Annotated in this window: 23 protein-coding genes; 14 read left to right on the top strand and 9 right to left on the bottom strand. The window is 71.7% G+C overall.

The window, feature by feature from the left end; all coding sequences use genetic code 11:
- Positions 1 to 12 precede the first annotated feature (12 nt).
- From ACCP09_RS10410 to ACCP09_RS10370, 9 genes are all read left to right on the top strand, one after another.
- Entirely contained in the window at positions 13 to 504 is a 492-nt protein-coding gene (locus tag ACCP09_RS10410) for a single-stranded DNA-binding protein (protein WP_017985887.1), read from the top strand.
- A gap of 35 nt (positions 505 to 539) precedes the next feature.
- The gene (rpsR, locus tag ACCP09_RS10405; RefSeq protein ID WP_020423407.1) at positions 540 to 788 is read left to right on the top strand and encodes a 30S ribosomal protein S18; all 249 of its coding nucleotides are present in this window, start codon (positions 540 to 542) and stop codon (positions 786 to 788) included.
- A gap of 14 nt (positions 789 to 802) precedes the next feature.
- On the top strand, positions 803 to 1261 hold the full coding sequence (gene rplI, locus ACCP09_RS10400) for a 50S ribosomal protein L9 (RefSeq protein ID WP_017985889.1): 459 nt from the start codon (positions 803 to 805) through the stop codon (positions 1259 to 1261).
- A gap of 146 nt (positions 1262 to 1407) precedes the next feature.
- Positions 1408 to 1800: a hypothetical protein gene (locus ACCP09_RS10395; protein WP_123684393.1), complete on the top strand. Its 393-nt coding sequence runs from the start codon at positions 1408 to 1410 to the stop codon at positions 1798 to 1800.
- 2 nt (positions 1801 to 1802) lie between these two features.
- Entirely contained in the window at positions 1803 to 2375 is a 573-nt protein-coding gene (locus ACCP09_RS10390) for a DUF3558 domain-containing protein (RefSeq protein WP_433745348.1), read from the top strand.
- 30 nt (positions 2376 to 2405) lie between these two features.
- Positions 2406 to 3683: a glycine zipper domain-containing protein gene (locus ACCP09_RS10385; RefSeq protein WP_433745345.1), complete on the top strand. Its 1278-nt coding sequence runs from the start codon at positions 2406 to 2408 to the stop codon at positions 3681 to 3683.
- An 11-nt stretch (positions 3684 to 3694) separates the two neighbouring features.
- A complete protein-coding gene (locus ACCP09_RS10380) occupies positions 3695 to 4483 on the top strand; it encodes an ESX secretion-associated protein EspG (protein ID WP_017985893.1) in 789 nt (262 codons plus the stop codon).
- A 444-nt stretch (positions 4484 to 4927) separates the two neighbouring features.
- Positions 4928 to 6331, top strand: coding sequence for a replicative DNA helicase (dnaB, locus tag ACCP09_RS10375; RefSeq protein WP_017985894.1), 1404 nt, complete (start codon positions 4928 to 4930; stop codon positions 6329 to 6331).
- Positions 6328 to 7113, top strand: a complete 786-nt coding sequence (locus ACCP09_RS10370; RefSeq protein WP_231960694.1) for an alpha/beta fold hydrolase — start codon at positions 6328 to 6330, stop codon at positions 7111 to 7113. Before dnaB ends, ACCP09_RS10370 begins: the two co-directional genes overlap by 4 nt.
- Here the strand turns inward: ACCP09_RS10370 and ACCP09_RS10365 are convergent.
- The 3 genes from ACCP09_RS10365 to ACCP09_RS10355 are packed head-to-tail and all read right to left on the bottom strand — an operon-like array spanning position 7108 to position 9233.
- Positions 7108 to 7524, bottom strand: a complete 417-nt coding sequence (locus ACCP09_RS10365) for an acyl-CoA thioesterase (RefSeq protein WP_400982601.1) — start codon at positions 7522 to 7524, stop codon at positions 7108 to 7110. The two genes, ACCP09_RS10370 and ACCP09_RS10365, sit on opposite strands and share 6 nt — an antisense overlap.
- Positions 7490 to 8296 (bottom strand): helix-turn-helix domain-containing protein, encoded by an 807-nt coding sequence (locus tag ACCP09_RS10360; protein ID WP_433745340.1) that lies wholly within the window; start codon positions 8294 to 8296, stop codon positions 7490 to 7492. Before ACCP09_RS10360 ends, ACCP09_RS10365 begins: the two co-directional genes overlap by 35 nt.
- 4 nt (positions 8297 to 8300) lie before the next feature.
- The gene (locus ACCP09_RS10355; protein WP_433745564.1) at positions 8301 to 9233 is read right to left on the bottom strand and encodes a helix-turn-helix transcriptional regulator; all 933 of its coding nucleotides are present in this window, start codon (positions 9231 to 9233) and stop codon (positions 8301 to 8303) included.
- Positions 9234 to 9316: 83 nt separating this feature from the next.
- Between ACCP09_RS10355 and ACCP09_RS10350 the strand changes: the two genes are divergently transcribed.
- Entirely contained in the window at positions 9317 to 11515 is a 2199-nt protein-coding gene (locus tag ACCP09_RS10350) for an excinuclease ABC subunit UvrA (protein ID WP_433745337.1), read from the top strand.
- Here ACCP09_RS10350 and ACCP09_RS10345 read toward each other — a convergent pair.
- A complete protein-coding gene (locus ACCP09_RS10345) occupies positions 11501 to 11872 on the bottom strand; it encodes a hypothetical protein (protein WP_027933223.1) in 372 nt (123 codons plus the stop codon). The genes ACCP09_RS10350 and ACCP09_RS10345 overlap by 15 nt on opposite strands.
- 124 nt (positions 11873 to 11996) lie before the next feature.
- Here ACCP09_RS10345 and ACCP09_RS10340 point away from each other — a divergent pair, with 124 nt between their 5' ends.
- Positions 11997 to 12767, top strand: a complete 771-nt coding sequence (locus tag ACCP09_RS10340) for a dioxygenase family protein (RefSeq protein WP_433745334.1) — start codon at positions 11997 to 11999, stop codon at positions 12765 to 12767.
- A gap of 57 nt (positions 12768 to 12824) precedes the next feature.
- Here the strand turns inward: ACCP09_RS10340 and ACCP09_RS10335 are convergent, their stop codons facing one another.
- The 5 genes from ACCP09_RS10335 to ACCP09_RS10315 all read right to left on the bottom strand — a co-directional run bounded on the left by ACCP09_RS10335 (position 12825) and on the right by ACCP09_RS10315 (position 18768).
- Positions 12825 to 15710, bottom strand: a complete 2886-nt coding sequence (locus ACCP09_RS10335) for a hypothetical protein (RefSeq protein ID WP_123684385.1) — start codon at positions 15708 to 15710, stop codon at positions 12825 to 12827.
- Positions 15711 to 15906: 196 nt separating this feature from the next.
- A complete protein-coding gene (locus ACCP09_RS10330) occupies positions 15907 to 16818 on the bottom strand; it encodes a hypothetical protein (protein WP_228685006.1) in 912 nt (303 codons plus the stop codon).
- A gap of 286 nt (positions 16819 to 17104) precedes the next feature.
- Positions 17105 to 17350 carry a hypothetical protein gene (locus tag ACCP09_RS10325; RefSeq protein ID WP_027933219.1) on the bottom strand — a complete coding sequence of 82 codons (246 nt, stop codon included), beginning with the start codon at positions 17348 to 17350 and terminating at the stop codon, positions 17105 to 17107.
- Between the two features lie 41 nt (positions 17351 to 17391).
- The gene (locus tag ACCP09_RS10320; protein ID WP_027933218.1) at positions 17392 to 17850 is read right to left on the bottom strand and encodes a hypothetical protein; all 459 of its coding nucleotides are present in this window, start codon (positions 17848 to 17850) and stop codon (positions 17392 to 17394) included.
- A gap of 216 nt (positions 17851 to 18066) precedes the next feature.
- Positions 18067 to 18768 carry a hypothetical protein gene (locus ACCP09_RS10315; protein ID WP_433745329.1) on the bottom strand — a complete coding sequence of 234 codons (702 nt, stop codon included), beginning with the start codon at positions 18766 to 18768 and terminating at the stop codon, positions 18067 to 18069.
- Positions 18769 to 18964: 196 nt separating this feature from the next.
- Here ACCP09_RS10315 and ACCP09_RS10310 point away from each other — a divergent pair, with 196 nt between their 5' ends.
- From ACCP09_RS10310 to ACCP09_RS10300, 3 genes are read left to right on the top strand one after another with little or no spacing between them, the layout of a single operon-like run.
- On the top strand, positions 18965 to 20143 hold the full coding sequence (locus ACCP09_RS10310) for an AI-2E family transporter (protein WP_123684383.1): 1179 nt from the start codon (positions 18965 to 18967) through the stop codon (positions 20141 to 20143).
- Positions 20140 to 21276, top strand: coding sequence for a MacS family sensor histidine kinase (gene macS, locus ACCP09_RS10305; protein ID WP_433745326.1), 1137 nt, complete (start codon positions 20140 to 20142; stop codon positions 21274 to 21276). The genes ACCP09_RS10310 and macS overlap by 4 nt, the downstream gene beginning before the upstream one ends.
- Positions 21273 to 21917: a response regulator gene (locus ACCP09_RS10300; protein ID WP_037322754.1), complete on the top strand. Its 645-nt coding sequence runs from the start codon at positions 21273 to 21275 to the stop codon at positions 21915 to 21917. The genes macS and ACCP09_RS10300 overlap by 4 nt, the downstream gene beginning before the upstream one ends.
- Positions 21918 to 21951: the final 34 nt, after the last annotated feature.

Below are 21951 nucleotides of genomic sequence, written 5' to 3'. Positions count from 1 at the left end.
GGCGGATAGCCCATGGCTGGAGACACCGTCATCACCGTGGTCGGCAACCTGACGTCCGACCCCGAGCTGCGGTTCACCCCGTCCGGCGCCGCGGTCGCGAACTTCACCGTCGCGTCCACGCCGCGCACCTTCGACCGCCAGTCCGGCGAGTGGAAGGACGGCGAGGCGCTGTTCCTGCGCTGCAACATCTGGCGGCAGGCGGCGGAGAACGTCGCGGAGAGCCTGACGCGCGGTGCCCGCGTCGTCGTGCAGGGCCGCCTCAAGCAGCGGTCGTTCGAAACCAAGGAAGGCGAGAAGCGGACCGTCGTCGAGCTCGAGGTCGACGAGATCGGTCCGTCGCTGCGCTACGCCACCGCCAAGGTGAACAAGGTCAGCCGCGGCAGCGGCGGCGGTGGCGGCGGCTACGGCGGGAACACCGGCGGTGGTGCCCCCGCCGACGACCCGTGGGGTTCCGCCCCGCCTGCGGGCGACAGCGGCGGTTTCGCCGACGAGCCCCCCTTCTGACCAACCACTCGTACTGAATTCCCAGGAGCATCACCGTGGCCAAGCCACCCATCCGCAAGCCCAAGAAGAAGGTCTGCGTGTTCTGCAAGGCCGAGCAGAAGGGCCACCCGGAACTCATCGACTACAAGGACACCAACCTGCTGCGGAAGTACATCTCCGACCGCGGCAAGATCCGTGCCCGCCGGGTGACCGGCAACTGCAGCCAGCACCAGCGCGACATCGCCACCGCGGTCAAGAACTCCCGCGAGATGGCGCTGCTGCCCTACACCTCGACCGCGCGCTGAGGAGGGACCACATCATGGCGAAGATCATCCTCACCACTGACGTGGCGAACCTCGGCGGCCCCGGCGACATCGTCGAGGTCAAGGACGGCTACGCGCGCAACTTCCTGCTGCCCCGCGGTTACGCCATCCAGGCCACCAAGGGCGCCGAGAAGAACGTGCAGACCATCCGTCGCGCGCAGGAGTCCCGCCGCATCCGCGACCTCGACCACGCTCGTGAGGTCAAGGCCGCGCTGGAGGGTCTCGGCACCGTCGAGCTGACCGCGAAGGCCGCCGAGGGCTCGAAGAAGCTCTTCGGCTCGGTCACCACCGCCGACATCGCGAACGCGATCAAGGCGGCGGGCGGCCCGCTGCTCGACAAGCGCGTCCTGGAGACCGACGGGCACATCAAGACCGTCGGCAAGCACGCGGTGAACGCGCGCCTGCACCCCGAGGTGCAGGCCTCGGTCCGCCTCGAGGTGAAGGCGGGCCAGTAGGTCGTCGAACCGAGAACCGGGCAGGTTTCCGCAGGTCGCGGGGCCTGCCCGGTTTTTGCTGTTCGAGCCCGGAACCAGGTGGCCTGCGCTAGCATCCAATCCGGGCGATCAACGCGGACCGGCGAGAACGTAGGGGGTTCCTGGCGATGACCGGTGAGAAGCCGACCGACAGGCTCACGGAGGTGCCGCCACCGGCACCGATCCAAGTGGGCGGCAACGGCAGCCCGGGCGGGTACCAGTTCTCCCCGGACGAGGTGCGCGGCGTGATCAGCAAGTGGAAAGAGCTGCGCGACGACCTCCAGACGGACCTGGCGAACGCGCAGGCGGTCGCACGCGTCGCGCCCCCCGGCAAGGAGTTCGCCAGCGGCGACTTCGTCAACAAGGCGGCCAAGGCCTCCGGCGAGACCCTCCTGCTGCAGCACCAGCGGATGGTCGACTACGTCCAGAACTACATCGCGGCGCTGGAGAAGGCCGCGGGCATCGTCGAAGAGCACGAGGCCGATACGCACCAGTCGGTGGGCCGGTACCGGGAAGTCTGAGCATGATCCGCACGTGCCTGGCGGCCGCCACCGTGGCTGCCGCCGCACTCCTCATCGGCTGCTCGTCGAGCGGGGGCACCGCCGCACCGAGCACCGCCCCGTCGATCGACCCGTCGCTGCGGGTGCCCGCCCCGCTGGCCGCCGACGCGCTGACCGGCAACCCGTGCGCGGGACTGTCGGACGGCCAGGCGAGCGCCATCGGGCTCGCCACCCCGGGCGAGGTCATCCCGGGCCAGACCGGTTCGCGGTGCCAGTGGCAGTCGGCCGCGCACGACGCCAACAAGATCTTCATCTCGCCGCTCGCCGTGCAGGACAACGGCCTGACCGGGGTCTACGCCACCAGGGGAGCGTCGAAGTACTTCGAACCGACGACCGTCGCCGGCTACCCGGCGGTGTACGCGGACAACGCCGACCTCCGGCCCAACGGCTCGTGCGCGTTGTGGGTCGGCGTCACCGACCAGCTGGCGGTCGGGGTCACGTCGAGCATCCTCGTCGGTCCCAACGCCACGAATCCTTGTCCCATCGTCGAAGAGGTCGCCGTCGCGATGGTTCAGCACCTGAAGGGGGACGCGTGATGCAGATTCGGCAGCAGGAGGGGTGGAGCCATGGTTGACGACTACACGGTCGGGCGCGTCGCGACGGGCGCGGCCGTCGGCGCGGCGGTCGGCTCGGTCGTCCCGGGTGTCGGCACGGCGGTCGGCGCCGGCGTCGGCGCGGTCGTCGGCGGTCTCGTCGGCCTGATGAGCACGCCCGAGGCGGAACACCACGAGGCGAACATCGCCGGCCGCACCATCGACGCGCGGCAGATCTGGGAGCAGATCAGCCCGGGCAACGCGACCTCGCTGGTGACCGCCGCCAACGCGGCGAACAGCCTGAAGAGCGTGCACGAGGAGCGCGGGCGGCTCATCCAGCAGATCAACGACCTGATGGACAACGCCTGGAAGGGCATGGCATCCGGTCAGGCGCAGGCAGGCGCGCACCCGCTGGGCATCTGGTTGCAGGACTCGGCCACGAACCTCGGCAAGAGCCACACCTACCTCAACGACCAGGCCACGGCTTTCGACACCGTGAAGTCCAAGGTCCAGGAGGTGCCTGCGCAGCCGCCGGACGGCAACTTCCTCGACGGCATCAACCCGTTGTCCGACGTCGACGACCAGATCGAGCAGTACAACCAGCGCGGCAAGGCGAACGTCGACGCGTTCAACGCCTACTACCAGGCCAGCATGAACAACGCGGGCGGGATGCCGCAGTACACCGCGTGGCAGGGCAACGTCTTCTCCGGCGGCGGCGTTCCGGGCGGTGTGCCCGGCGGGGTCGGCGGCGCCGGGAACATGCCCAGCGCGTCGGGCATGCCGGGCGACTTCAAGCCGGCGAGCACCGGTGACCTGCCGCAGTTCAACTCCACCAACCCGTCGGCGACCGTCCCGAAGACCCCGACCCCGGCCGGCTTCACGCCGGGCACCGGTTCGGGTGGGTACAACCCGGCCTTCGACGGGACCACGGCGGCGGGCTACACGCCGACCTCCACCAGCGGGTTCGGCCCCGGTGGCGGGGCCGGCGCGGGCGGCGCCGGGGCCGGTGGCGGTGGTGTCGGCGCTTCCGGGTTCGGAGCCGGGTTCGGGCCGGGCGCCGGGATCGGCACGGGCGCGACGGCGGGCACGGGCGCCGGGGCTGGTGGCGCGGGCGCCGGTGGCGCGGGCGGGCGATCCGGCCGTGGCGCGGGCCGCGCCGGTATGGCCGGGGCGCCGGGCATGGGCGGCCGCGGTGGTCGCAGCGAGGGCGAGGAAGACGAAGAGCACCAGAACAAGTACATGGTGGGTGACGACCCGAACGAGCTGTTCGGGACCGACGAGCTGACGGCTCCGCCCGTCATCGGCGAATGAGGCCCGGGACGATGCCGGTGAACCGGCCGCTGACGATCACCACCCCGACGCTGCTCAACCTGCTGCAGCGCCGGGGTGCGGAACCGCACAACACGCTGTCGCCCACGCCGACCTGGTACGACGAGACCGCCCAGCGGATCATCGACCAGCAGGTCAACGCGGTCCTCGCGCACCACGGGCTGATGGGCCCGCGGGGCATGGATCGCGAGTTCGCGGCGATGATCGAGTCGATCGCGCGGCCGGGGGTGGAGTTCTACGGCTGGTTCGAGGGCTCGTTCCCGGACGACGCGCCGCAGAACTTCGCGGTGCTCGCGGGCAGCGGCCCCGGTGGTGGGTTCGTCCTCGCCCGGCACATCAAGGAAGACGTCGTGGTGATGCGGCCGCAGCGTCCGGACCAGCTGCTCCCGGCGTTCCTGGACCAGATCCCCCGGGTGCCGCCGGGTGGCAGCAGCCCGATCGTCGCTCCGAAGAGCGAGGTCTACGGCGGCGGGCGCCGCTCGTCCGGCGAGGACGTGTCGATCATGCGTGGCGGTGGCCGGACGGCAGCCGAGCCAGGCAAGGAGATCAAGCGCATCCTCGAGGCGCCGCGGGTCGCGGCCGGCAGTCTGTACGCCGCTGCCCGCACCCGCGCCGGCACGCGCAAGCGGTGCGACCGCGCGCTGAACTTCATCGACACGGCCGAGGGCCGCTGGCTGATGGAGGAGCGGCCGGGCACCGGCGAGTCGCTGATCGTGCTGACTCCCGGCACCCCGCAAGCGATCGGTGAACGACTACACAACGCGATTCGATCTCTGGGCTGATCGACACGTCGGACCCCCCACTCGGCCGAGTGGGGGGTCTTCTACTGTCCGTAGGCTCATCCACAGGTCGAGGCCTGCACTCGGCCGCGACACGCCGAAGATCGGCTTCCCGGCGACACGCCGAAGTTTTTTCAGCAGAGTTCTCCACAGGTTACCCACAGGGTCTGACCTGGGGTTTTCCTAGTGGTCCCCGGAGTTGCCCCCAGCTTGTCCACAGGGTGCGGCGTGCCTGTGACTGGTTGACCCCGCTCCTCCACAGGCTGTCCACAGAGCGGTCCCCAAGCAGGTTTGCACTGGTCCGTCCGAGCGATCTACGGTGCCCGCCGGAGTAGTAGCACTGGGTGGCCGCGGGACACGGTTCCCGCGGGTCGCGCCGGTCCCACACTCCGGCCGGGGATCCGGCATAATCGAACTGGTGTTCGCTGTCTGGGAGGTATCCGCGCGGTGGCGCTGACTGACGACCGTGGTCCGGCCTATCCGTCCGATCCCGGCCCCGAGGACCCGGGGCCGCGGTACGGCGAGTTCGACCGTCAGCCGCCGCAGGACATCCCGGCCGAGCAGTCCGTGCTCGGCGGCATGCTGCTGTCCAAGGACGCCATCGCCGACGTCGTCGAGGTGCTCTCGCCCAACGACTTCTACCTGCCCAAGCACCAGGCGGTCTACGACTGCGTCCTCGACCTCTACGCGCGCGGCGAGCCTGCCGACCCGATCACCGTGTCCGCCGAACTGGAACGCCGCGGCGAGCTCGCCCGCGTCGGCGGCGCGCCCTACCTGCACACCCTGATCGCGACCGTGCCGACCGCGGCCAACGCCGGCTACTACGCGCAGATCGTCGCGGAGAAGGCCGTGCTGCGGCGCCTGGTCGAGGCGGGCACGCGGATCGTGCAGTACGGCTACGGCGCCGCGAACGACGGCGGCGACATCGACGAGGTCGTGGACCGCGCGCAGGCCGCGATCTACGACGTCACCGAGCGGCGCACCAGCGAGGACTATGTGGCGCTGGAGGAACTGCTCCAGCCGACGATGGACGAGATCGACGCGATCGCCTCCCGCGGCGGGGTGTCGCAGGGCGTGCCGACCGGCTTCGCCGACCTCGACGAGGTGACCAACGGCCTGCACCCCGGCCAGATGGTGATCGTCGCGGCGCGTCCCGGTGTCGGCAAGTCGACCCTGGGCCTGGACTTCGCGCGATCCTGCTCCATCAAGCACGGCATGACCAGTGTCATCTTCTCCCTGGAGATGAGCCGCATCGAGATCGTCATGCGCATGCTCTCCGCGGAGGCCCGGATCCGGCTCGCCGACATGCGCAGCGGCCGCATGTCCGACGACGACTGGACCCGGCTGGCCCGTCGGATGAGCGAGATCAGCGAGGCGCCGCTGTTCATCGACGACTCGCCGAACATGACCATGATGGAGATCCGCGCCAAGGCGCGGCGGCTCAAGCAGCGCAACGACCTCAAGCTCGTGGTGCTGGACTACATGCAGCTGATGACGTCGGGCAAGCGCGTCGAGTCGCGGCAGCAGGAGGTCTCGGAGTTCTCCCGTCAGCTCAAGCTGCTGGCGAAGGAGCTCGAGGTGCCGGTGATCGCGATCAGCCAGCTGAACCGCGGTCCGGAACAACGCACCGACAAGCGCCCGATGCTGTCCGACCTGCGTGAGTCCGGCTCGCTGGAGCAGGACGCCGACATGGTCATCCTGATCAACCGGCCGGACGCGTGGGAGCGGGACGACCCGCGCGCGGGCGAGGCCGACCTGATCCTGGCGAAGCACCGCGCCGGCCCGACCAGCACCATCGTCGTCGCGCACCAGCTGCACTACAGCCGGTTCGCCGACCTGGCCCAGAGTTGACCGGCCCAGAGTTGACCGGCCCGGAGACGACCAGCACCGCGCTCCGGCGTTTCACCGCGCGCGACGGGGCCGAGCTGGCGTACCGGGAGACCGGCGCGGGCCGTCCGCTGGTGCTGATCCACGGCTACTTCTCCACGTCGCAGGTCAACTGGATCAGCTACGGCCACGCCGCGCACCTCGCCGGCCTCGGGTTCCGCGTGATCACACCGGACCTGCGCGGGCACGGCGAAAGTGCGAAGCCGCACGACCCGGCCGCCTACCCGCCGGACGTGCTCGCCGACGACGCGTTCGACCTGGTCGAGCACCTCGGGCTGGCCGACTACGACCTGGGCGGCTACTCGCTGGGCGGCCGGACGACCATCCGCATGCTCGTGCGCGGGGCCCGGCCGCGCCGGGCGGTCGTCGCCGGGATGGGGCTGCACGGCATCGAGCACACCGGCGGCGGCAACGCGCACTTCCGCAAGGTGCTCACCGGTCTGGGCACCTTCGAGCGCGGCACCGCGGAGTGGCGGGCGGAGGCGTTCTTCAAGCAGATCGGCGGCGACCGCGACGCGCTGCTGCACGTCCTGGACACCGCAGTCGACACGCCCCGCGCGGACCTCGCGCGCCTCGACACGCCGACGCTGGTCGTGGCCGGCACCGAGGACCCGCACAACAAGACCGCCCCGGACCTGGCGGCGGCGCTGCCGAACGGGCGGTACGTGAGCGTGCCGGGCAACCACCTCAGCGCGGTCGCGCAACCCGAGCTCGGGCACGTGATCGGCGAGTTCCTCACCTCATAGGCCGAGCAGCTCGGGCCGGTCCGCGAGCGCCCGCCAGTAGTCGCCGGGCTGCTCGACCAGTCGCCGCCGAGTCAGGTCGAGCAGTCCGGACACGCTCGTCACCTCGGCCACCAGCACGCCGTCCGGGTCGTGGAACTCCTGCGACACCCGCGAGACCTTGCCGGTGCCCCAGGTGAAGTCCGTGGTCACCGTGATCGTCGCGCGCGCCCGCAGCTCGCGGCGGAACCGGATCGTGGTCTCCAGGTTGACCGGCCCGAGATCCTTCTCCCGCAGCCGGTCCGGGTCGATCCCGGCCGCCCACAGGCATTCCCACCGCGCGTGGTCGGCGTAGGCGAGGTAGGCCGGGCCACGGACGTGCCCGTTGAGGTCGAGGTCGTCAGTGCGCACCGGGATCGTCAGCCGGAAGCTCATGGCCACGATCCTGCGGCTCGCCGGGCCCCGGCGTCTGGAACGTTTCGGCCAACCGCCTGCCGCGCACCAGCTCGGCGGGCGAGGAGCCGGTGAGCCGTCGCGTCTCCCGGCCGAGGTGGGACTGGTCGGCGTAGCCGTGCTCGGCGGCCGCCGTGGCCAGTGGGGTCGCCTGCGTCAACCCGGCCAGGAAGGCCTGGAACCGCAGCACCCGCTGCAGCCGCTTCGGCGACATGCCGACTTCGTGGGTGAACCGGCGGCGCAACACGCGCTCGCTCGTCCCGGTGCCTGCCGCCAGGGCAGGCACCGGGGCCCCGGACAGCAGGGAGACCGCCGCGGACACCACCGGATCCGGCTCCACCGCACGGCCGCCGACCAGGTCCTCCAGCTGCGCAAGCGCTTGCGCCGGGGTGGCGCACGCGGCGAACCGGTCCGCGCGGACCTCCGGCCACAGGTCCCGCAGCGGCGTCGCGCCCGGTGGCAGGTCCGCGATGGAGGTGCCGAGCAGCGATCCGGCCACACCGCAGCGCAACCGCAGACCGGCCGACCACGACGAGCGCAGCGGCACGCGCAGGGCCGCGTCCCGGGTCACGATCGCCGCCAGCTCGCGCCCGTCCCACACCACGTCGACGCACCCGTCCGGCAGCACCCGGATGTCCCGGACCCACCCCGGTCTCCCCACCCACGCCGCGGCGACCAGCCGTTGAAGGCCGGGGTGTGGCGCGCGGGACCAGTACACGGAGGGACCCGCGCGGTGGTGCAGCGGAACGCTCACGGCCTCACCCTCCCGTCGCGGCGCGGATGCGGTCGGCGAGTTCGCGGGACCGCTCGACGAGTTCCGGCGGACCTTCGATGGTGTACGGCACGCCGACCATCGGCAAGGTCACCGCCAGCCATTCCCACGAGTCCACGGGCGTGACGAACCGGCAACTGTGCTCGTCGAGCGCCTCGAGCGTGCCGGCCTCGGTCATCAGCCGCTCGGACACGACGGAGACCGGCGCGTCGAACCGGACGACCCCGCGGTGCCTGCTGAGCGGGAAGTTCGCGCTGGACTGCACGAAGCTCACCGGGTCCGGCGGCAGCGGTCGCGGGGTGAACGTCGTCCCGGGCACGGTCACGTCGGTGATCCGGTCGATCCGGAAGGTCCGCCAGTCGCGGCGGTCGACGTCCCAGGCCAGCAGGTACCACCGCTTGCCCAGCAGCACCTGGCGGTACGGCTCGGCCCGGCGTTCGCTCCGTTCCCCGGCGCGCGTCGTGTACCCGAACCGCACGTCCTGGTGGGCGTGCGCGGCGGTGGCCAGCAGCTGGAGCACGCGCAGGTCGAGCAGGCCCACCGCCCGGGAGACCGCCTCGGTCGAGGCCAGCACCGCCGCGATCCGGTACCGCAACCGCGACGGCAGCACCTGTTCCAGCTTCCGCAGCGCACCGTCGGCAGCGCCCGTGGCGCCGTCCACCTGCGCCAGTGCCGCGAAGCGCAGCCCGACGACCGTGGCCACCGCCTCCTCGTCGGTGAGCAGCAGCGGGGGCATCGCGCTGCCCGCCGCGAGCTGGTAGCGGCCGCCGGGCCCGGACACCGACGAGACCGGGAAGCCCAGCTCGCGCAGCCGTTCGACGTCCCGGCGCAGGGTGCGCGGCGAGACACCCAGCCGCTCGGCGAGATCAGCGCCGCTCCAGGTGCGGCCGGTCTGCAGCAACGACAGCAGCTCCAGCATCCGCGCGCTCGGTCCGTGCACGGATCGATGGTCGCAGGAATCGCGGCCAGGATGTGGCCGCGATCGTTCCTAGCGTCGACGGCATGACTGAACTACGGGTCGTTGGCGCCCGCGAGCACAACCTCCGGGACGTCACCGTCGCACTGCCGAAGCACGCGTTCACTGTGGTCACCGGGGTGTCCGGGTCGGGCAAGTCCTCGCTGGTCTTCGACACGATCGCGGCCGAGTCCCAGCGGCAGCTCAACGAGACGTTCACCACCTTCGTGCGCAACCGGCTGCCCCGCTACGGCCAGCCCGACGTGGACGCGATCGAGAACCTGTCCGCCGCGATCGTGGTGGACCAGAAACGCCTCGGTGGCGGACCGCGTTCGACGGTCGGCACGGTCACCGACATCTACTCGCTGATGCGGTTGCTCTGGTCGCGCGCAGGCCGGCCGTTCGCCGGGTACTCGAACGCGTTCTCCTTCAACGACCCCCAGGGGATGTGCCCGCGCTGCACCGGGCTGGGCACCGCACGGACGATCGTGGTAGACGAACTCATCGACCGCAGCCGCTCGCTCAACGAGGGCGCGATCCGGTTCCCCACGTTCCAGCCCGGCGGTTGGATGTGGCGCACCTTCGCCGACTCCGGCCTGTTCGACCTGGACAAACCGCTCGCCGAGTACACGCCCGCGGAGTGGGACGCGTTCCTGCACGGCGCGCCGGACGCGCCGTCCGCGAAGTACGAAGGGCTGCTGCCGCGGTTCGAACGCATCTGGCTGCCGAAGGACGCCGACTCGCTGAAGGGCCGCACCCGCGAGGCCTTCGAGCGGGTCGTCACCCAGGAGACGTGCCCGAAGTGCCACGGCGCGCGACTGTCGCCGGAGGCGCTGGCGTCCAAAGTGGCCGGACGGTCGATCGCCGAGTGCGCCGCGATGGAGGCCGAGGACCTGCTGGCCTTCGTGCGGACGCTGACCGAACCGGAGCCGGTGGTCGCCGGGCTGGCCGCGCAGTTGCGGCGGCTCGTGTCGATCGGCCTCGGCTACCTCACAATGGACCGCCCGACGTCGACCCTGTCCGGCGGCGAGTCGCAGCGCGTGAAGATGGTGCGCCACCTGGGCAGCAGCCTCACCGACATGCTCTACGTGTTCGACGAGCCGAGCGTCGGGCTGCACCCGGACGACGTGACCCAGCTGGTCGCCCTGCTGAAGAGCCTGCGGGACAAGGGGAACACCGTACTGGTGGTCGAGCACGACCCGGACGTGATCGCCGCGGCCGACCACGTCGTCGACCTCGGGCCCGGCGCTGGGCAGGACGGTGGCCAGGTGGTCTACCAGGGCGCGGTCGCCGGACTGGCCGACACGCCGACCGGCCGCTACCTGCGGCACCGTCCGCGGATCAAGGAGAACCCGCGCCCGGCCGAGCGGTTCCTGGAGATCCGCGGCGCCACGCGGCACAACCTCCGCGGGGTCGACGTGGACATCCCGCTGGGTCTGCTGACGGTGGTCACCGGGGTGGCCGGGTCCGGCAAGAGCACGCTGGTGCACGGGTTCGTCCCGGACGCGGTGTCGGTCGACCAGAGCCCGATCCGCGGATCACGCCGGTCGAGCCCGGCGACGTTCACCGGGATGCTCGACGGCATCCGGCAGCGGTTCGCCGCCGCGAACGGGGTCAGCGCCTCGCTGTTCAGCGCCAACTCGGACGGCGCCTGCCCGCGCTGTAACGGCCTCGGCGTGATCTACACGGATCTGGCCTTCCTCGACCCGATGGTCACGACGTGCGAGGAGTGCCAGGGACGCCGGTTCGTCGAAGACGTCCTGCGCCACACCTACCGCGGCCACACGATCAGCGAGGTGCTCGACCTGTCCGCGCGGGACGCGCGGAGCGTGTTCCCCGACGAGCCGATGCTGGACCGGCTCGTCGACGTCGGCCTCGGGTACCTGTCGCTCGGGCAACCCCTGAACACGCTGTCCGGCGGGGAACGCCAGCGCCTGAAGCTCGCCGTCGAACTGTCCCGCCCCGGCCGGACCTACGTCTTCGACGAACCCACCACCGGACTGCACCCCTCCGACGTCGCCGGCCTGGTCGAGCTGTTCGACCGGCTGGTGGCGGCCGGCTCGACCGTCGTCGTCATCGAGCACAACCTCGACATGATCGCCAGTGCGGACTGGGTGGTCGACCTGGGTCCGGGGGCGGGCAGGCACGGCGGGCGGGTGCTGTTCCAGGGACCGCCCGCGGAGCTGGCCCGTCAGCCGGGGTCGAAGACCGGGCGGCACCTGGCCCGGCTGTCAGGGAACCACTAACCCGGCCCGGCGCAACGACTCCTCCACCCGCAGCCGCTCGATGTCGCGTTCCACGCCTTCGGGCAGCTCGTCCAGCCAGTGCGGCAGGCCGAGCGCCGCGCACGCCTGGACCAGTAACGCGTCGTAGGCCTGGTGGGTCGCGCGGCGGCGCAGCATCGGCGCGTCCGGGGCAAGGTCCGTCAGGCAGCGGTGCACCCGGCGCAGGTCCGCCGCGAGGCGTTCGATGGGCAGGCCGGAGGGCGCCGGTTCGCGGCGGCGACGGAAGGCGGCGGCCACCGCGGGCGCCTTGCTCGCGAGCCAGAACAGCACCGGCGGCGTGGCACACACGACCAGGTAGATCGCCACGTTGACCACCATGGCTCAGGATAGGCGCGCGCCGTCCGGGTACGGCCACTCTGTACCGGTTCCGCGCGCGGGAATACTGCGCGCCTCCGGGGCGTCGGGTACCGTAGTAGTTGAACTTTCAAACATGGAGGCTGCGATGAGTGCGACTCCCGTGCTCTACCTGAGCCATGGCGCGCCGCCGCTCGCCGACGACGCCCGGTGGACCCGTCAGCTGGCCGACTGGTCGGCGAACCTGCCCAAGCCCAAGGCGATCCTCGTCGTCTCGGCACACTGGGAGGAGGCGCCGGTCACCGTCGGCGCGACCACCACGGTTCCGCTGGTCTACGACTTCTGGGGCTTCCCCGAGCACTACTACACCGTGACCTACCCGGCGCCCGGCGCGCCCGAGCTGGCCGCGAAGGTGCGGAAACTCCTGTCCGGCCCCGGGACCGAGGTGCACGAGGCTCCCGACCGCGGCCTCGACCACGGCGCCTACGTGCCGCTCGTCGAGATGTACCCCGCCGCGGACGTGCCGGTGCTGCAGATGTCCATGCCGACGCTGGACCCGCACAAGCTGTTCGAGCTGGGCCGCAAGCTGAAGCCGCTGCGGGACGAAGGCGTGCTGATCATCGGCAGCGGGTTCTTCACGCACAACCTCTCCGCGATGGGCGTCGGCGTGGACGGCAACCCGCCGCAGTGGTCCACCGAGTTCGACCAGTGGGGCGCGGAAACGTTGCAGGCCAACGACATCGACGCGCTCCTCGACTTCCGCCACAAGGCGCCCGCCGCGACGCTCGCGCACCCGCGCATCGAGCACTTCGCGCCGTTGTTCGTCAGCCTCGGCGCCGGTTCCGAGGACGCCAGGCCGGAAACGGTCATCGACGGCTACTGGTACGGCCTCGCGAAACGGTCCGTGCAGATCGGTTGAGGCAAAGGAAAACGGGCCCGGAAGCACCACCGGGCCCGTTTTCACTTCGTCAGGGCGTCAGCCCTTGATGTTGATCCCCTTACCGCTGACCAGGTCGTTGACCTGCTGGAAGACAGCGGTCGGGTTGGAGTCCAGCTGCGCGATGGCCGGGAGGTCACCGGCGGGCAGGACACCCTCGACGCCCGCAGGCAGCTCGACCGGGAGCGTGTTGACCTGCGGCAGCGCGGAGCGCTCCGAGCGAGCGGGCAGCGCCGGCAGCGTCGGCAGGGCGGTGGCGCCCATCTCCGGCATCGTGATCGGCAGGTCGATCTGCGGCTCCTTGCCCGCGACCGAGATGTCCGTCGCGTTGCTGACCGTCGTGCTGGTGACCGCGATCAGGCCCAGCGGGATGTCGTACACCTGGGCGACGACACCCAGCGGCACCTGCTTGCTGATCCCGGACAGCGCCTTGGCCGGGCCGGACGTGGTGTCCGTGCCGCCCACGGTCCCGGTGGTGGTGTTGTCGGCCACCGCGTGCGCGACCCCGCCGACGGAAAGGGCGTTGCCGAACACCTGCGCCACGGCCGCGGCCGGGACGTCGAAGATGTCGCCGGACAGCGCGCCGCCCTCGCCCGAGGTGGTGATGTCGCCACCCGAGTTGGCCTCGGTGTTGTTGACACCGGCCGCGTGCGCGACACCGACCAGGCTCGCGGCGTTGCCGAACACCTGGGCCACCGGCAGCGCCTGCGCCGCGATCACGTCGCCCGCGATCGAGCCGCCCTCGCCGTTGGTCTCGGCGTCGCCACCAGCGGTCGAGACGACGTCGTTGGACGCGTCGCCCTTGACCACGCCGCCCCACACCGCGGCGTCACCGAAGACGGTGGCCACGGCGCCGACCGGCGCCTCGACGATGTTGCCCGCGACGGAGCCGCCCTCACCGGTGGTGTTCAGGTCGCCGCCCGCGGTCGAGTCGGTCACGTTCTCCGACTCGCCGAAGCCGTTGCCGATCCACGCGGCGCCGAGGCCGTGCACCTGGGCGGGCAGCGAAACCGGCACCGCGGCGAGGTTGCCTGCCGCGAAGCCTTCCTTGCCGGTCGCCTTGCCGTCGCCACCCGCGGTCGAGGTGGTGTCGGTCGTGGCCGCACCGGCGCCCTGGCCGATCCACGCGCCACCGATGCCGAACACCTGAACCGGGGCCGACACCGGAACCTGGACCAGGTTCGCGGAGGCCGCGGCGTTGTCGTCCTGGGTGTTGCCGTCGCCACCGGAGGTCACGGTCTTGGTCTCGGAAGCCTCCCCGGCCCCCTGACCGATCCACGAGCCGCCGACGCCGAAGATCTCGGCGGGCACAGCCACCGGGACCTGCACGGCGTTGCCGGAGCCCGCCGAGTCGTTGCCCAGCGTCCCGGTGTAGCCACCGGCCTTGACGTCCTTCGTCTCGGTCGCGCTGCCCGAGGCGTTGCCGATCCACGAGCCGCCCACGCCGAACACCTCGACGGTGCCCGCCGGCGGAGCCGAAACACTGTTGCCGCCGAGGAAGCTGCCGTTGCCGGAGGTGAAGGTGTCCGAACCGGCCTGCGCCTCGGTCTCGTTGTCGCAGCCGTTGGCGTGCGCGTTGCCGATCCAGGTGCCGCCGACGCAGAACGCCTCGACGGGCAGGGCGACGGGCGCGTCGGCGATGTTGCCGGAGCCGGCCGCGTTCTCACCGCTGGTGCTGGTGGTCCCGCCCGAGGTGGCCTCGCTGCCGAGGTCCACGCCACCGGCCTGGCGGTCCGCGCCACCGCCGACGAGCGAGTTGCCGATCCAGGCCGCGGCGTTGCCCGCGACGGTCGCCGGCACCGCGGGCTGCGGCTGCGCGACGTTGCCCGCCAGGAACGAGTCGTCACCGTCGGTCTGGATGTAGCTCGGGCCACGCGGGCCGTCGGCGGTGTCGCCGGCCTCGGCCTCGGCGTCGTACGAGCCGGCCGGGACGTCGGCGTCGCCACCCCAGGAGATGGCGTTGCCGGACACCTTGGCGGGCAGGGCCACCGGGACGCCCGCGACGTTGCCGGTGCCCGCGCCCTTCGAGCCGTGCGTCTCGATCGAGCCGCCGGACTCCGCCTCGCTGGAGCCTTCGAAGTCGGTCTCGGCGTGGCCGAGGAACCAGCCCAGCGCGTTGCCCGAAACCTGCAGCGGGGTCGCGCCCTGCGGGGCGATGACGTTGCCGGCCAGGCCGCCGTTGGTGCCGTCGGTGACGATGTCACCGGTGGTCGACGCCTCCTGGGTCGCGCTGCCCGAGGTGTGGCCGCTGCCGACGAGGCCGAGCGCGTTGCCCGAGATCTGGACGGGCAGGGCCCAGTCCAGCGCGACGACGTTGCCGGCGAGGCCGCCGTGCGAGCCGTCGGTGTTGATGTCCGAGTTGTGCTCGTAGGTCTGCGTGGCGTCCGACTCGACGGCCGCGTCACCCAGCACACCGAGCGCGTTGCCGCTGATCAGGATCGGCAGGGCGGCGTTCAGCGAGACCTTGTTGCCGTGGAACGGGTCGCCGTTGTCCTGCACGGACGGAGCGGCGTCCTGCGCGACCGTGGCGCGCTGCGCACCCGGGTTGGTGGCCTGGCCCACGCGCTGCGCCGCACCGGTGGCGGCGTCGGTGGCCTTGGCGACCACGCCGTTGGCGGCGCCCATCGCCGGGGCGGCGGGCTTGAGGGCGCCGGTCTTGGTGACCGGGGCGGCGGCCTTGTTGGCGGCGTCGGTGATCGGCTTGGTGCTGATCTCCTTGTGGACCTCAGGCAGGTTGATCTGCTTGCCCAGGGTGCCCAGGGCGTTGTCCTGGATGTCGACCGGCACGCTCAGGTTGACGTCCAGCGGACCGGCCGGACTGTCCGGGTTGACGTTCTCGTCGGCAGATGCGATGCCGGTACCCAGCATCAGCAAGCCACCCGTGACCAGCGCGGTTTGGATTCCGCGCTTTGCCCAGGTCTGCATCGAGGGTTTCTCCTTTTCTTCGGGTTCCCTTGCGGGGCTTGAGGGTCGGTGCGCTAACGGAGCACCGGGGTTCGCGGGCATGGGTGAGTGCGCCCGCGAGGGCTGAAAAGCGGGGTGCTCTGGTTGCGCGCGCGACACCGGCCCGAAGAAGGGGCACGGCGAACAGGGCGGCGCTTCGAGCTACCCCGCGCGGAAATCAGTCAGGAGTGACACCGGGCTGCTCGCCCGGCTGAACCGGCGTGTGCCGGGAAACGATGCGGACGGCACTGCGGTCGTCCACACCACGCACGGCCGGGCCGCCGGCGGGAACGCCGAACAGCAGGCCGTCGATGTGACCACCGGTGACAGCGCCACCGGGGGAGAACGGAACGCCCGCGGGCGCGAGCGGTCCGCGCAGCGGCGAGTACGGGAACTGGTCCCCGTGCTCGCCATCGGTACGGTCGGCGGCGCGGTCGCGCTGACCGGCCGTGGCCGACTGACCGTGCGTGCTGTCCGGAAGCGCGTTGGCGACCGGGCCCATCACGGCTTCGGCAGCGGGAGCGGGCAGGACCTCGGCCGCGGGCAGCGCGGCAGGCTGTCCGTCGTCGCCCGAGCCGTCCAGGCTCGGCAGCTTGATCAGGCTTGCGCCCGCCGGGTGCAGGATGTTCCACACCTTGTTGCCGAAGTCCTTGACCGCGGGCGGCGGGGTCAGCGCCTGTCCGATCACCTGCGGCGCGTCCTGCGGCTTGCGGCTGATGTGCTCGGCCGTGCCGAGGGTGCGCTCGACCGGGTGCAGCACCGCGTCGCGCGTGAACGAGTGGATCGTCTGGCGCAGGTCCGACGCGGCCTCCTCGCCGCGGGCGGGGTCCACCGGACCGCCGGCCATGCCGTACTCCAGCACGGTCGCCGTGGCGTTGCCGACCAGGTCGGACGCGCCCCAGGTGAGGTCGTCGGTCGCGGTGACCACGCGGTCGGTGACCGGGGTCGGCTCGTCACCGCTCGTGCGCGTGTCGGCGGGAGCGGGGGCGATCTGGGTGGCGGAGGCGGTGGCGTCGCCGATCAGCCAGGCGGCCGCTGTGCCGAGCGCGGCACCGGCGATCACGAGCAGGGCGCGGACGAGCCAGCGCACGGCGGATGCCGTACCCCGTCCCATGGCCGCGTTCGCCTGCAACACCGTTCTCCTGTCGAAAAAGTTGATCGCGGTTTCCCCGCCGGACCGTGTCCGAAACGTATTCGCATTGATGCGGTAACCGCTTGCGCTGTCGAGATAACCAAACCCCGGGCGGCCCTCGCACCTTCGACACGACTTGATCGCACGATCGTGTGAAGAACACTGGGTGTGGTCGGGCCTCACGGGAGGTGACCGGGCCCCGGTGCGCCCAGGATGCGAGGGATCCTGGGCGCACCAAGGGAAATCAGCCCAGCGCGCCCTGCACGATGGACGGGATCGCGCCCGCCCAGGCAGAGCTGACGAGGCCGGCGGCACCCGCGCCGGCGAGCGCACCGGACTCGTTCCAGGCGTTGACGTAGTCCGCGCCCGTCGGATACGACGGCACCACGACCGGAGCGCTCAGCTCGTCGGCCGACGCCGTTCCGGCGAAGGCGAAGGCGCCGAGGGCGAGAGCGAAAGCGGCGGTGCCGCGGATCAGGGTCTTGCGCATGACATGCACTCCTTTGTTTGCGGTGTTCTTGGGTGAAAGCGCTATCCGAGGGCGCCCTGCACGATGGACGGGATCGCGCCCGCCCAGGCAGAGCTGACGAGGCCGGCGGCACCCGCGCCGGCGAGCGCGCCGGACTCGTTCCAGGCGTTGACGTAGTCCGCGCCCGTCGGGTGCGACGGCACGACCACCGGAGCGGTCAGCCCGCTGTCGTCCCGGACGCCGGTGGCCCCCGCCGCCCCCTGCAGGATCGACGGGATCGCACCCGCCCACGCCGAGCTGACCAGCCCCGCGGCGCCGGCGCCGAAGCAGGCCCCGGACTGGTTCCACGCGTTGACGTAGTCGGCGCCGGTCGGCTGCGACGGCACCTGCGCGGGGCAGGTCAGGCCGGACGGTTCCGATCCCGTCGCCGCCGACGCCGTCCCCCCGGTGGCGCCCATCGCGAGCAGGCCGGCCCCCACCAGCACCGCCGCCGCCGTCGTCTTGCGGAATTTGCTGAACATCGTCAGTGCACTCCTCTTCATTCGGCCGGAAGTTCCACGCACTCCCGTCGCAAATGACGTTAAACGTCGAATGGAAGAATTCACCAGATCGACTACCCGGAAGTGTGAAGAAAGCGTTTCCGGGCAGCACAAACAGCCGCTCCGCGGCTGGTCAGAGCGGCTAAAAATGGACACGAAGAAAAACAGTTGGAAACGACTCGGCGAATTGCGCCGGAATCAGTCGGGGGAGACCTGCGGGCGGTCCGCCCGGATGAATTCGGTGAAGGCCGGACGGGGCCGGGCGGCCATTCCGGCAGGCACCGGCGGCGGCGCCGGACGTGGCGGGCACGCGCCTGCCGTGTCCGTCGCGTGCACCGGAGCCGTGCAGACTCCGTTGGCGGGCGGCACCGGAGTCGCCGGTTCCGGCGCGCCCGGCCTCGGCTCCACCAGCCGCGGCGCGTCCGGCGCCGCTTCCGGCGCCGGTTCCGGGAGCCGGACCGGCGCGACGACGTCTTTGACCACCTGCGGCGCCGGTGGCGTGATGCGCACCGGGACCGGTTGCCGCTCCGGCGGTCGCGGCTTCGCGGTGGCTCGGCGTTCCGGCGCGGCCGGTGGTGGGGCGCTCGCCCGGGTCGTGCTGGTGTTGCCGGTCGCGCGCACCGGTTCGCGGAGCACCGGCGTGGTGCCGGTCAGCTCCGCGACGATCCGGTCGGTCCGCAGCGGCGGCACGACCACCTCGGTCACCTGCCGCACGACCTCGTGCACCGGTTCCGTCGTCGCGCCGACCAGGTCGGTCAACGGGGCCAGCGGATCCGGCCGCTCGTCGGCGGCCGACGCCGACGAGGCGAGGAGCCAGGACACCAGCGTGATCGCGAACGCCCCGGCGATGCCGAGCAGCACGCGCACCGGGGTGGTCCCGGCCGAGGTCCGTCGCGACATGGAGAAGTTTCCACTCCCCTCATCGCGCTGGGTGCTCAACGCGATCACGCAGTGTCGATCTTGACCGAGATTGACATACCGCCGGAACCTGCGCTGGCCGGCTGCCGGCACTGCGCCTGATCGTGTGACGACCTGGGCGGGACGCCGCTCGCGCGAGTTGCGCTGCCGTATTCGTCCGGCTCGATAGGGTGGATCCGTGAGTGAGCCGCAGCCCCCGAAGTACGGATTCCTGAGCGACGACTCGGTCGTCCCGCGCGGGCTCCGGGTCAGCGCCGCGTTCAGCTGGCGGTTCCTCGTGGTGGCCGCGGCCGCCTACCTGATCCTGCGGCTGCTCGCCTTCCTGTCGGTCGTGGTGATCCCGGTGGCGATCGCGCTGCTGCTCGCCGCGCTGCTCGCCCCGGCGGTGGCGCGGCTGGTGCAGATCCGGGTGCCCCGTGGCCTCGCGACGGCGATCGTGCTAATCGGCGGGCTCGCGGTGCTCGGCGGGCTGCTCGCGTTCGTGGTCATCAACGTCACCGACGGTCTGCCCGCGCTGACCAGCCAGGTCAACAACAGCCTCGACCAGATCCGCGACTGGCTGATCAACGACCTGCACCTCAAGCAGGAGCAGATCCAGCAGTTCCTCGACAACTCGATCGCCTTCCTGCAGGACAACCAGGCGGCGTTCACCAACAGCGCGCTCACCACGGCGACCACCGTCGGCGAGATCCTCACCGGGTTCGTGCTGACGCTGTTCGTCACGATCTTCTTCCTGGCAGGCGGGGACAAGATCTGGAGCTGGCTGATGCTGGGCGTCCCTGGCCAGGTCCGGCAGCGGGTGGACGTCGCGGGCCGGCGCGGCTTCGCCTCGCTGGTCGCGTTCGTCCGCGCCACCGCCGCGGTCGCGGTCGTGGACGCCGTCGGCGTCGGGATCGGCCTGGCGATCCTCGGCGTCCCGCTCGCGATCCCGCTGTCCACGCTGGTGTTCCTCGGCGCGTTCATCCCGATCTTCGGCGCGGTGATCACCGGTGCGGTCGCCGTGCTCGTCGCACTTGTCACCAAGGGATTCGTCACCGCGCTGATCGTGCTGGCGATCCTGATCGCCGTGATGCAGCTGGAGAGCCACATCCTGCAGCCGCTGCTGCTCGGCCGGGCCGTGAAGCTGCACCCGCTGGCCGTGGTGCTCGGCATCGCCGCAGGCCTCGTCATCTACGGCATCCCGGGCGCGTTGCTCGCGGTGCCGCTGATGTCGATCATCAACGCCGGGGTGCGCTCGCTGCTGCACGAGACCGATCCGGACCCGTCCGAGGTCGACGTCCTGCACGACATCGAAGCCGTGCCCAACGCCGACCCCGCGGAGGCGGACAAGGAGCCCGGCGAACCGGGCAAGTCGTGAGCCGCCGGTTCGGCCCGACGGCGCGCGAACCGGCCACCCCGCTGTGGTGGGGCACGATCGGCCTGCGCGTGCTGACGCTGCTGTTCGCGCTGGGCGCGGTGATCGTGCACAGCGACGGCTACCAGCGCCCGTGGCTGGCCTGGACCGTGCTCGGCGCGATGGCGTTGTGGACGGTCGCGACCGCGCTGGTGTACGCGCGGGAGGCGCTGCGGTGGCGGTGGCGCTGGTTCGTCCTCGCCGACGTCGTGGTCACCTGCGCCCTGATGCTGACCTCGCCGTGGATTCTGACCGACGCGCAGAACGCGGCCGTCGCGCCGCTGATCACCACCGTGTGGGTGGCCGGCGCGCCGGTCGCCGCGGGCACCCGCTTCGGCGGGGTCGGTGGCGTGGCCGCGGGACTGGTGGTCGCGGCCGCGACGGGGATCGCGCGGCAGGGGTTCACGCTCGACGTGGCGCGCGACGGGGTGCTGCTGGTCGCGAGCGGACTGCTGATCGGGATGAGCGCGACGACCGCCCGCAAGTCGGCGGCGGTGCTCGCCGAGGCGCTGCGCACCGAGGTCGCGAACGCCGAGCGGGAACGGCTGGCGCGCGACATCCACGACAGCGTGCTGCAGGTTTTGGCGCGCGTCCGGCGGCGCGGCGCCGAACTGGGCGGGGAGGCGGCCGAGCTCGCCGAACTGGCCGGCGAGCAGGAGATCGCGCTGCGGGCGCTGGTCACCACCGGGCCGACGAGGCACAGCACCGGCGAGACCGACCTGCGTGCCGCGCTGCAGCTGCTGGGGTCGTCGAAGGTGCAGGTCGCCGCTCCGGCCGGTGAGGTGAACCTGCCGTCGCGCACGACCGCGGAGCTGGTCGCCGTCGTCCGCGAGGCCCTGACCAACGTCGACAAGCACGCCGGCCCGGCGGCCAAGGCGTGGGTGCTACTGGAGGACGTCGGCCGCGAGGTGGTGGTGACCGTGCGGGACGACGGTCCCGGCATTCCCGAGGGGCGGCTCGCGGATGCGGAGGGTGAGGGCCGGTTGGGCGTTGTTCGCTCGATGGGGGGACGTGTGGCGGAACTCGGTGGCACGATCTCCCTGGAGACCGCGCCAGGGCAGGGGACCGAATGGGAGATCCGGGTGCCGAGGAAATGATCAGCGTGATGGTCGTCGACGACCACCCGATCTGGCGGGACGGCGTGGCGCGCGACCTGACCGAGAACGGCTTCGACGTGCGGGCGACCGCGCCGGACGCCACCGCCGCGGTACGCATCGCGGCCGCGGTCCGGCCCGACGTGGTGCTGATGGACATGAACCTGGGCAGCACCTCCGGGGTGGACGCGACGCGCGAGATCACCACGTCGCTGCCGGACACCCGGGTGCTGGTGCTGTCGGCCAGCGGCGAGCACAGCGACGTGCTGGAGGCGGTCAAGGCCGGGGCGTCCGGGTACCTGGTGAAGTCGGCGTCGGTGCGGGAACTGGTCGAAGCGGTGCGCCGGACGGCGGAGGGCGACCCGGTGTTCACGCCCGGGCTGGCCGGCCTGGTGCTGGGCGAGTACCGGCGGATGGCGGACGCGCCTGCGGGCGGGGTGGCGCCGCCGCGGCTGACCGAACGGGAGACCGACGTGCTGCGGCTGGTCGCGAAGGGCCTCACGGCGCGGCAGATCGCCGAGCGGCTCGTGTTGTCGCACCGGACGGTGGAGAACCACGTGCAGTCGACGCTGCGGAAGCTGCAGCTGCACAACCGCGTGGAGCTCGCGCGCTACGCGATCGAGCACGGGCTGGACAAAGACTAGGGATTTTCCCGGATCTCGGCTCGGGGTCCGCGGC

The sequence above is a fragment of the Amycolatopsis sp. 3B14 genome (assembly GCF_050958625.1).
Lineage (GTDB): Bacteria > Actinomycetota > Actinomycetes > Mycobacteriales > Pseudonocardiaceae > Amycolatopsis_E > Amycolatopsis_E thermoflava.
This window is presented reverse-complemented; position numbering and strand designations above follow the sequence as displayed.

Excerpts from the sequence above, each read along its gene's own strand:
- ACCP09_RS10410 (WP_017985887.1), top strand. The coding sequence starts at position 13 with ATGGCTGGAGACACCGTCATCACCGTGGTCGGCAACCTGACGTCCGAC.
- rplI (WP_017985889.1), top strand. The coding sequence starts at position 803 with ATGGCGAAGATCATCCTCACCACTGACGTGGCGAACCTCGGCGGCCCC.
- ACCP09_RS10395 (WP_123684393.1), top strand. The coding sequence starts at position 1,408 with ATGACCGGTGAGAAGCCGACCGACAGGCTCACGGAGGTGCCGCCACCG.
- ACCP09_RS10390 (WP_433745348.1), top strand. The coding sequence starts at position 1,803 with ATGATCCGCACGTGCCTGGCGGCCGCCACCGTGGCTGCCGCCGCACTC.
- ACCP09_RS10385 (WP_433745345.1), top strand. The coding sequence starts at position 2,406 with ATGGTTGACGACTACACGGTCGGGCGCGTCGCGACGGGCGCGGCCGTC.
- ACCP09_RS10380 (WP_017985893.1), top strand. The coding sequence starts at position 3,695 with ATGCCGGTGAACCGGCCGCTGACGATCACCACCCCGACGCTGCTCAAC.
- ACCP09_RS10365 (WP_400982601.1), bottom strand. The coding sequence starts at position 7,524 with ATGAGCTTCCGGCTGACGATCCCGGTGCGCACTGACGACCTCGACCTC.
- ACCP09_RS10355 (WP_433745564.1), bottom strand. The coding sequence starts at position 9,233 with ATGCTGGAGCTGCTGTCGTTGCTGCAGACCGGCCGCACCTGGAGCGGC.
- ACCP09_RS10350 (WP_433745337.1), top strand. The coding sequence starts at position 9,317 with ATGACTGAACTACGGGTCGTTGGCGCCCGCGAGCACAACCTCCGGGAC.
- ACCP09_RS10345 (WP_027933223.1), bottom strand. The coding sequence starts at position 11,872 with ATGGTGGTCAACGTGGCGATCTACCTGGTCGTGTGTGCCACGCCGCCG.
- ACCP09_RS10340 (WP_433745334.1), top strand. The coding sequence starts at position 11,997 with ATGAGTGCGACTCCCGTGCTCTACCTGAGCCATGGCGCGCCGCCGCTC.
- ACCP09_RS10335 (WP_123684385.1), bottom strand. The coding sequence starts at position 15,710 with ATGCAGACCTGGGCAAAGCGCGGAATCCAAACCGCGCTGGTCACGGGT.
- ACCP09_RS10325 (WP_027933219.1), bottom strand. The coding sequence starts at position 17,350 with ATGCGCAAGACCCTGATCCGCGGCACCGCCGCTTTCGCTCTCGCCCTC.
- ACCP09_RS10320 (WP_027933218.1), bottom strand. The coding sequence starts at position 17,850 with ATGTTCAGCAAATTCCGCAAGACGACGGCGGCGGCGGTGCTGGTGGGG.
- ACCP09_RS10315 (WP_433745329.1), bottom strand. The coding sequence starts at position 18,768 with ATGTCGCGACGGACCTCGGCCGGGACCACCCCGGTGCGCGTGCTGCTC.
- ACCP09_RS10300 (WP_037322754.1), top strand. The coding sequence starts at position 21,273 with ATGATCAGCGTGATGGTCGTCGACGACCACCCGATCTGGCGGGACGGC.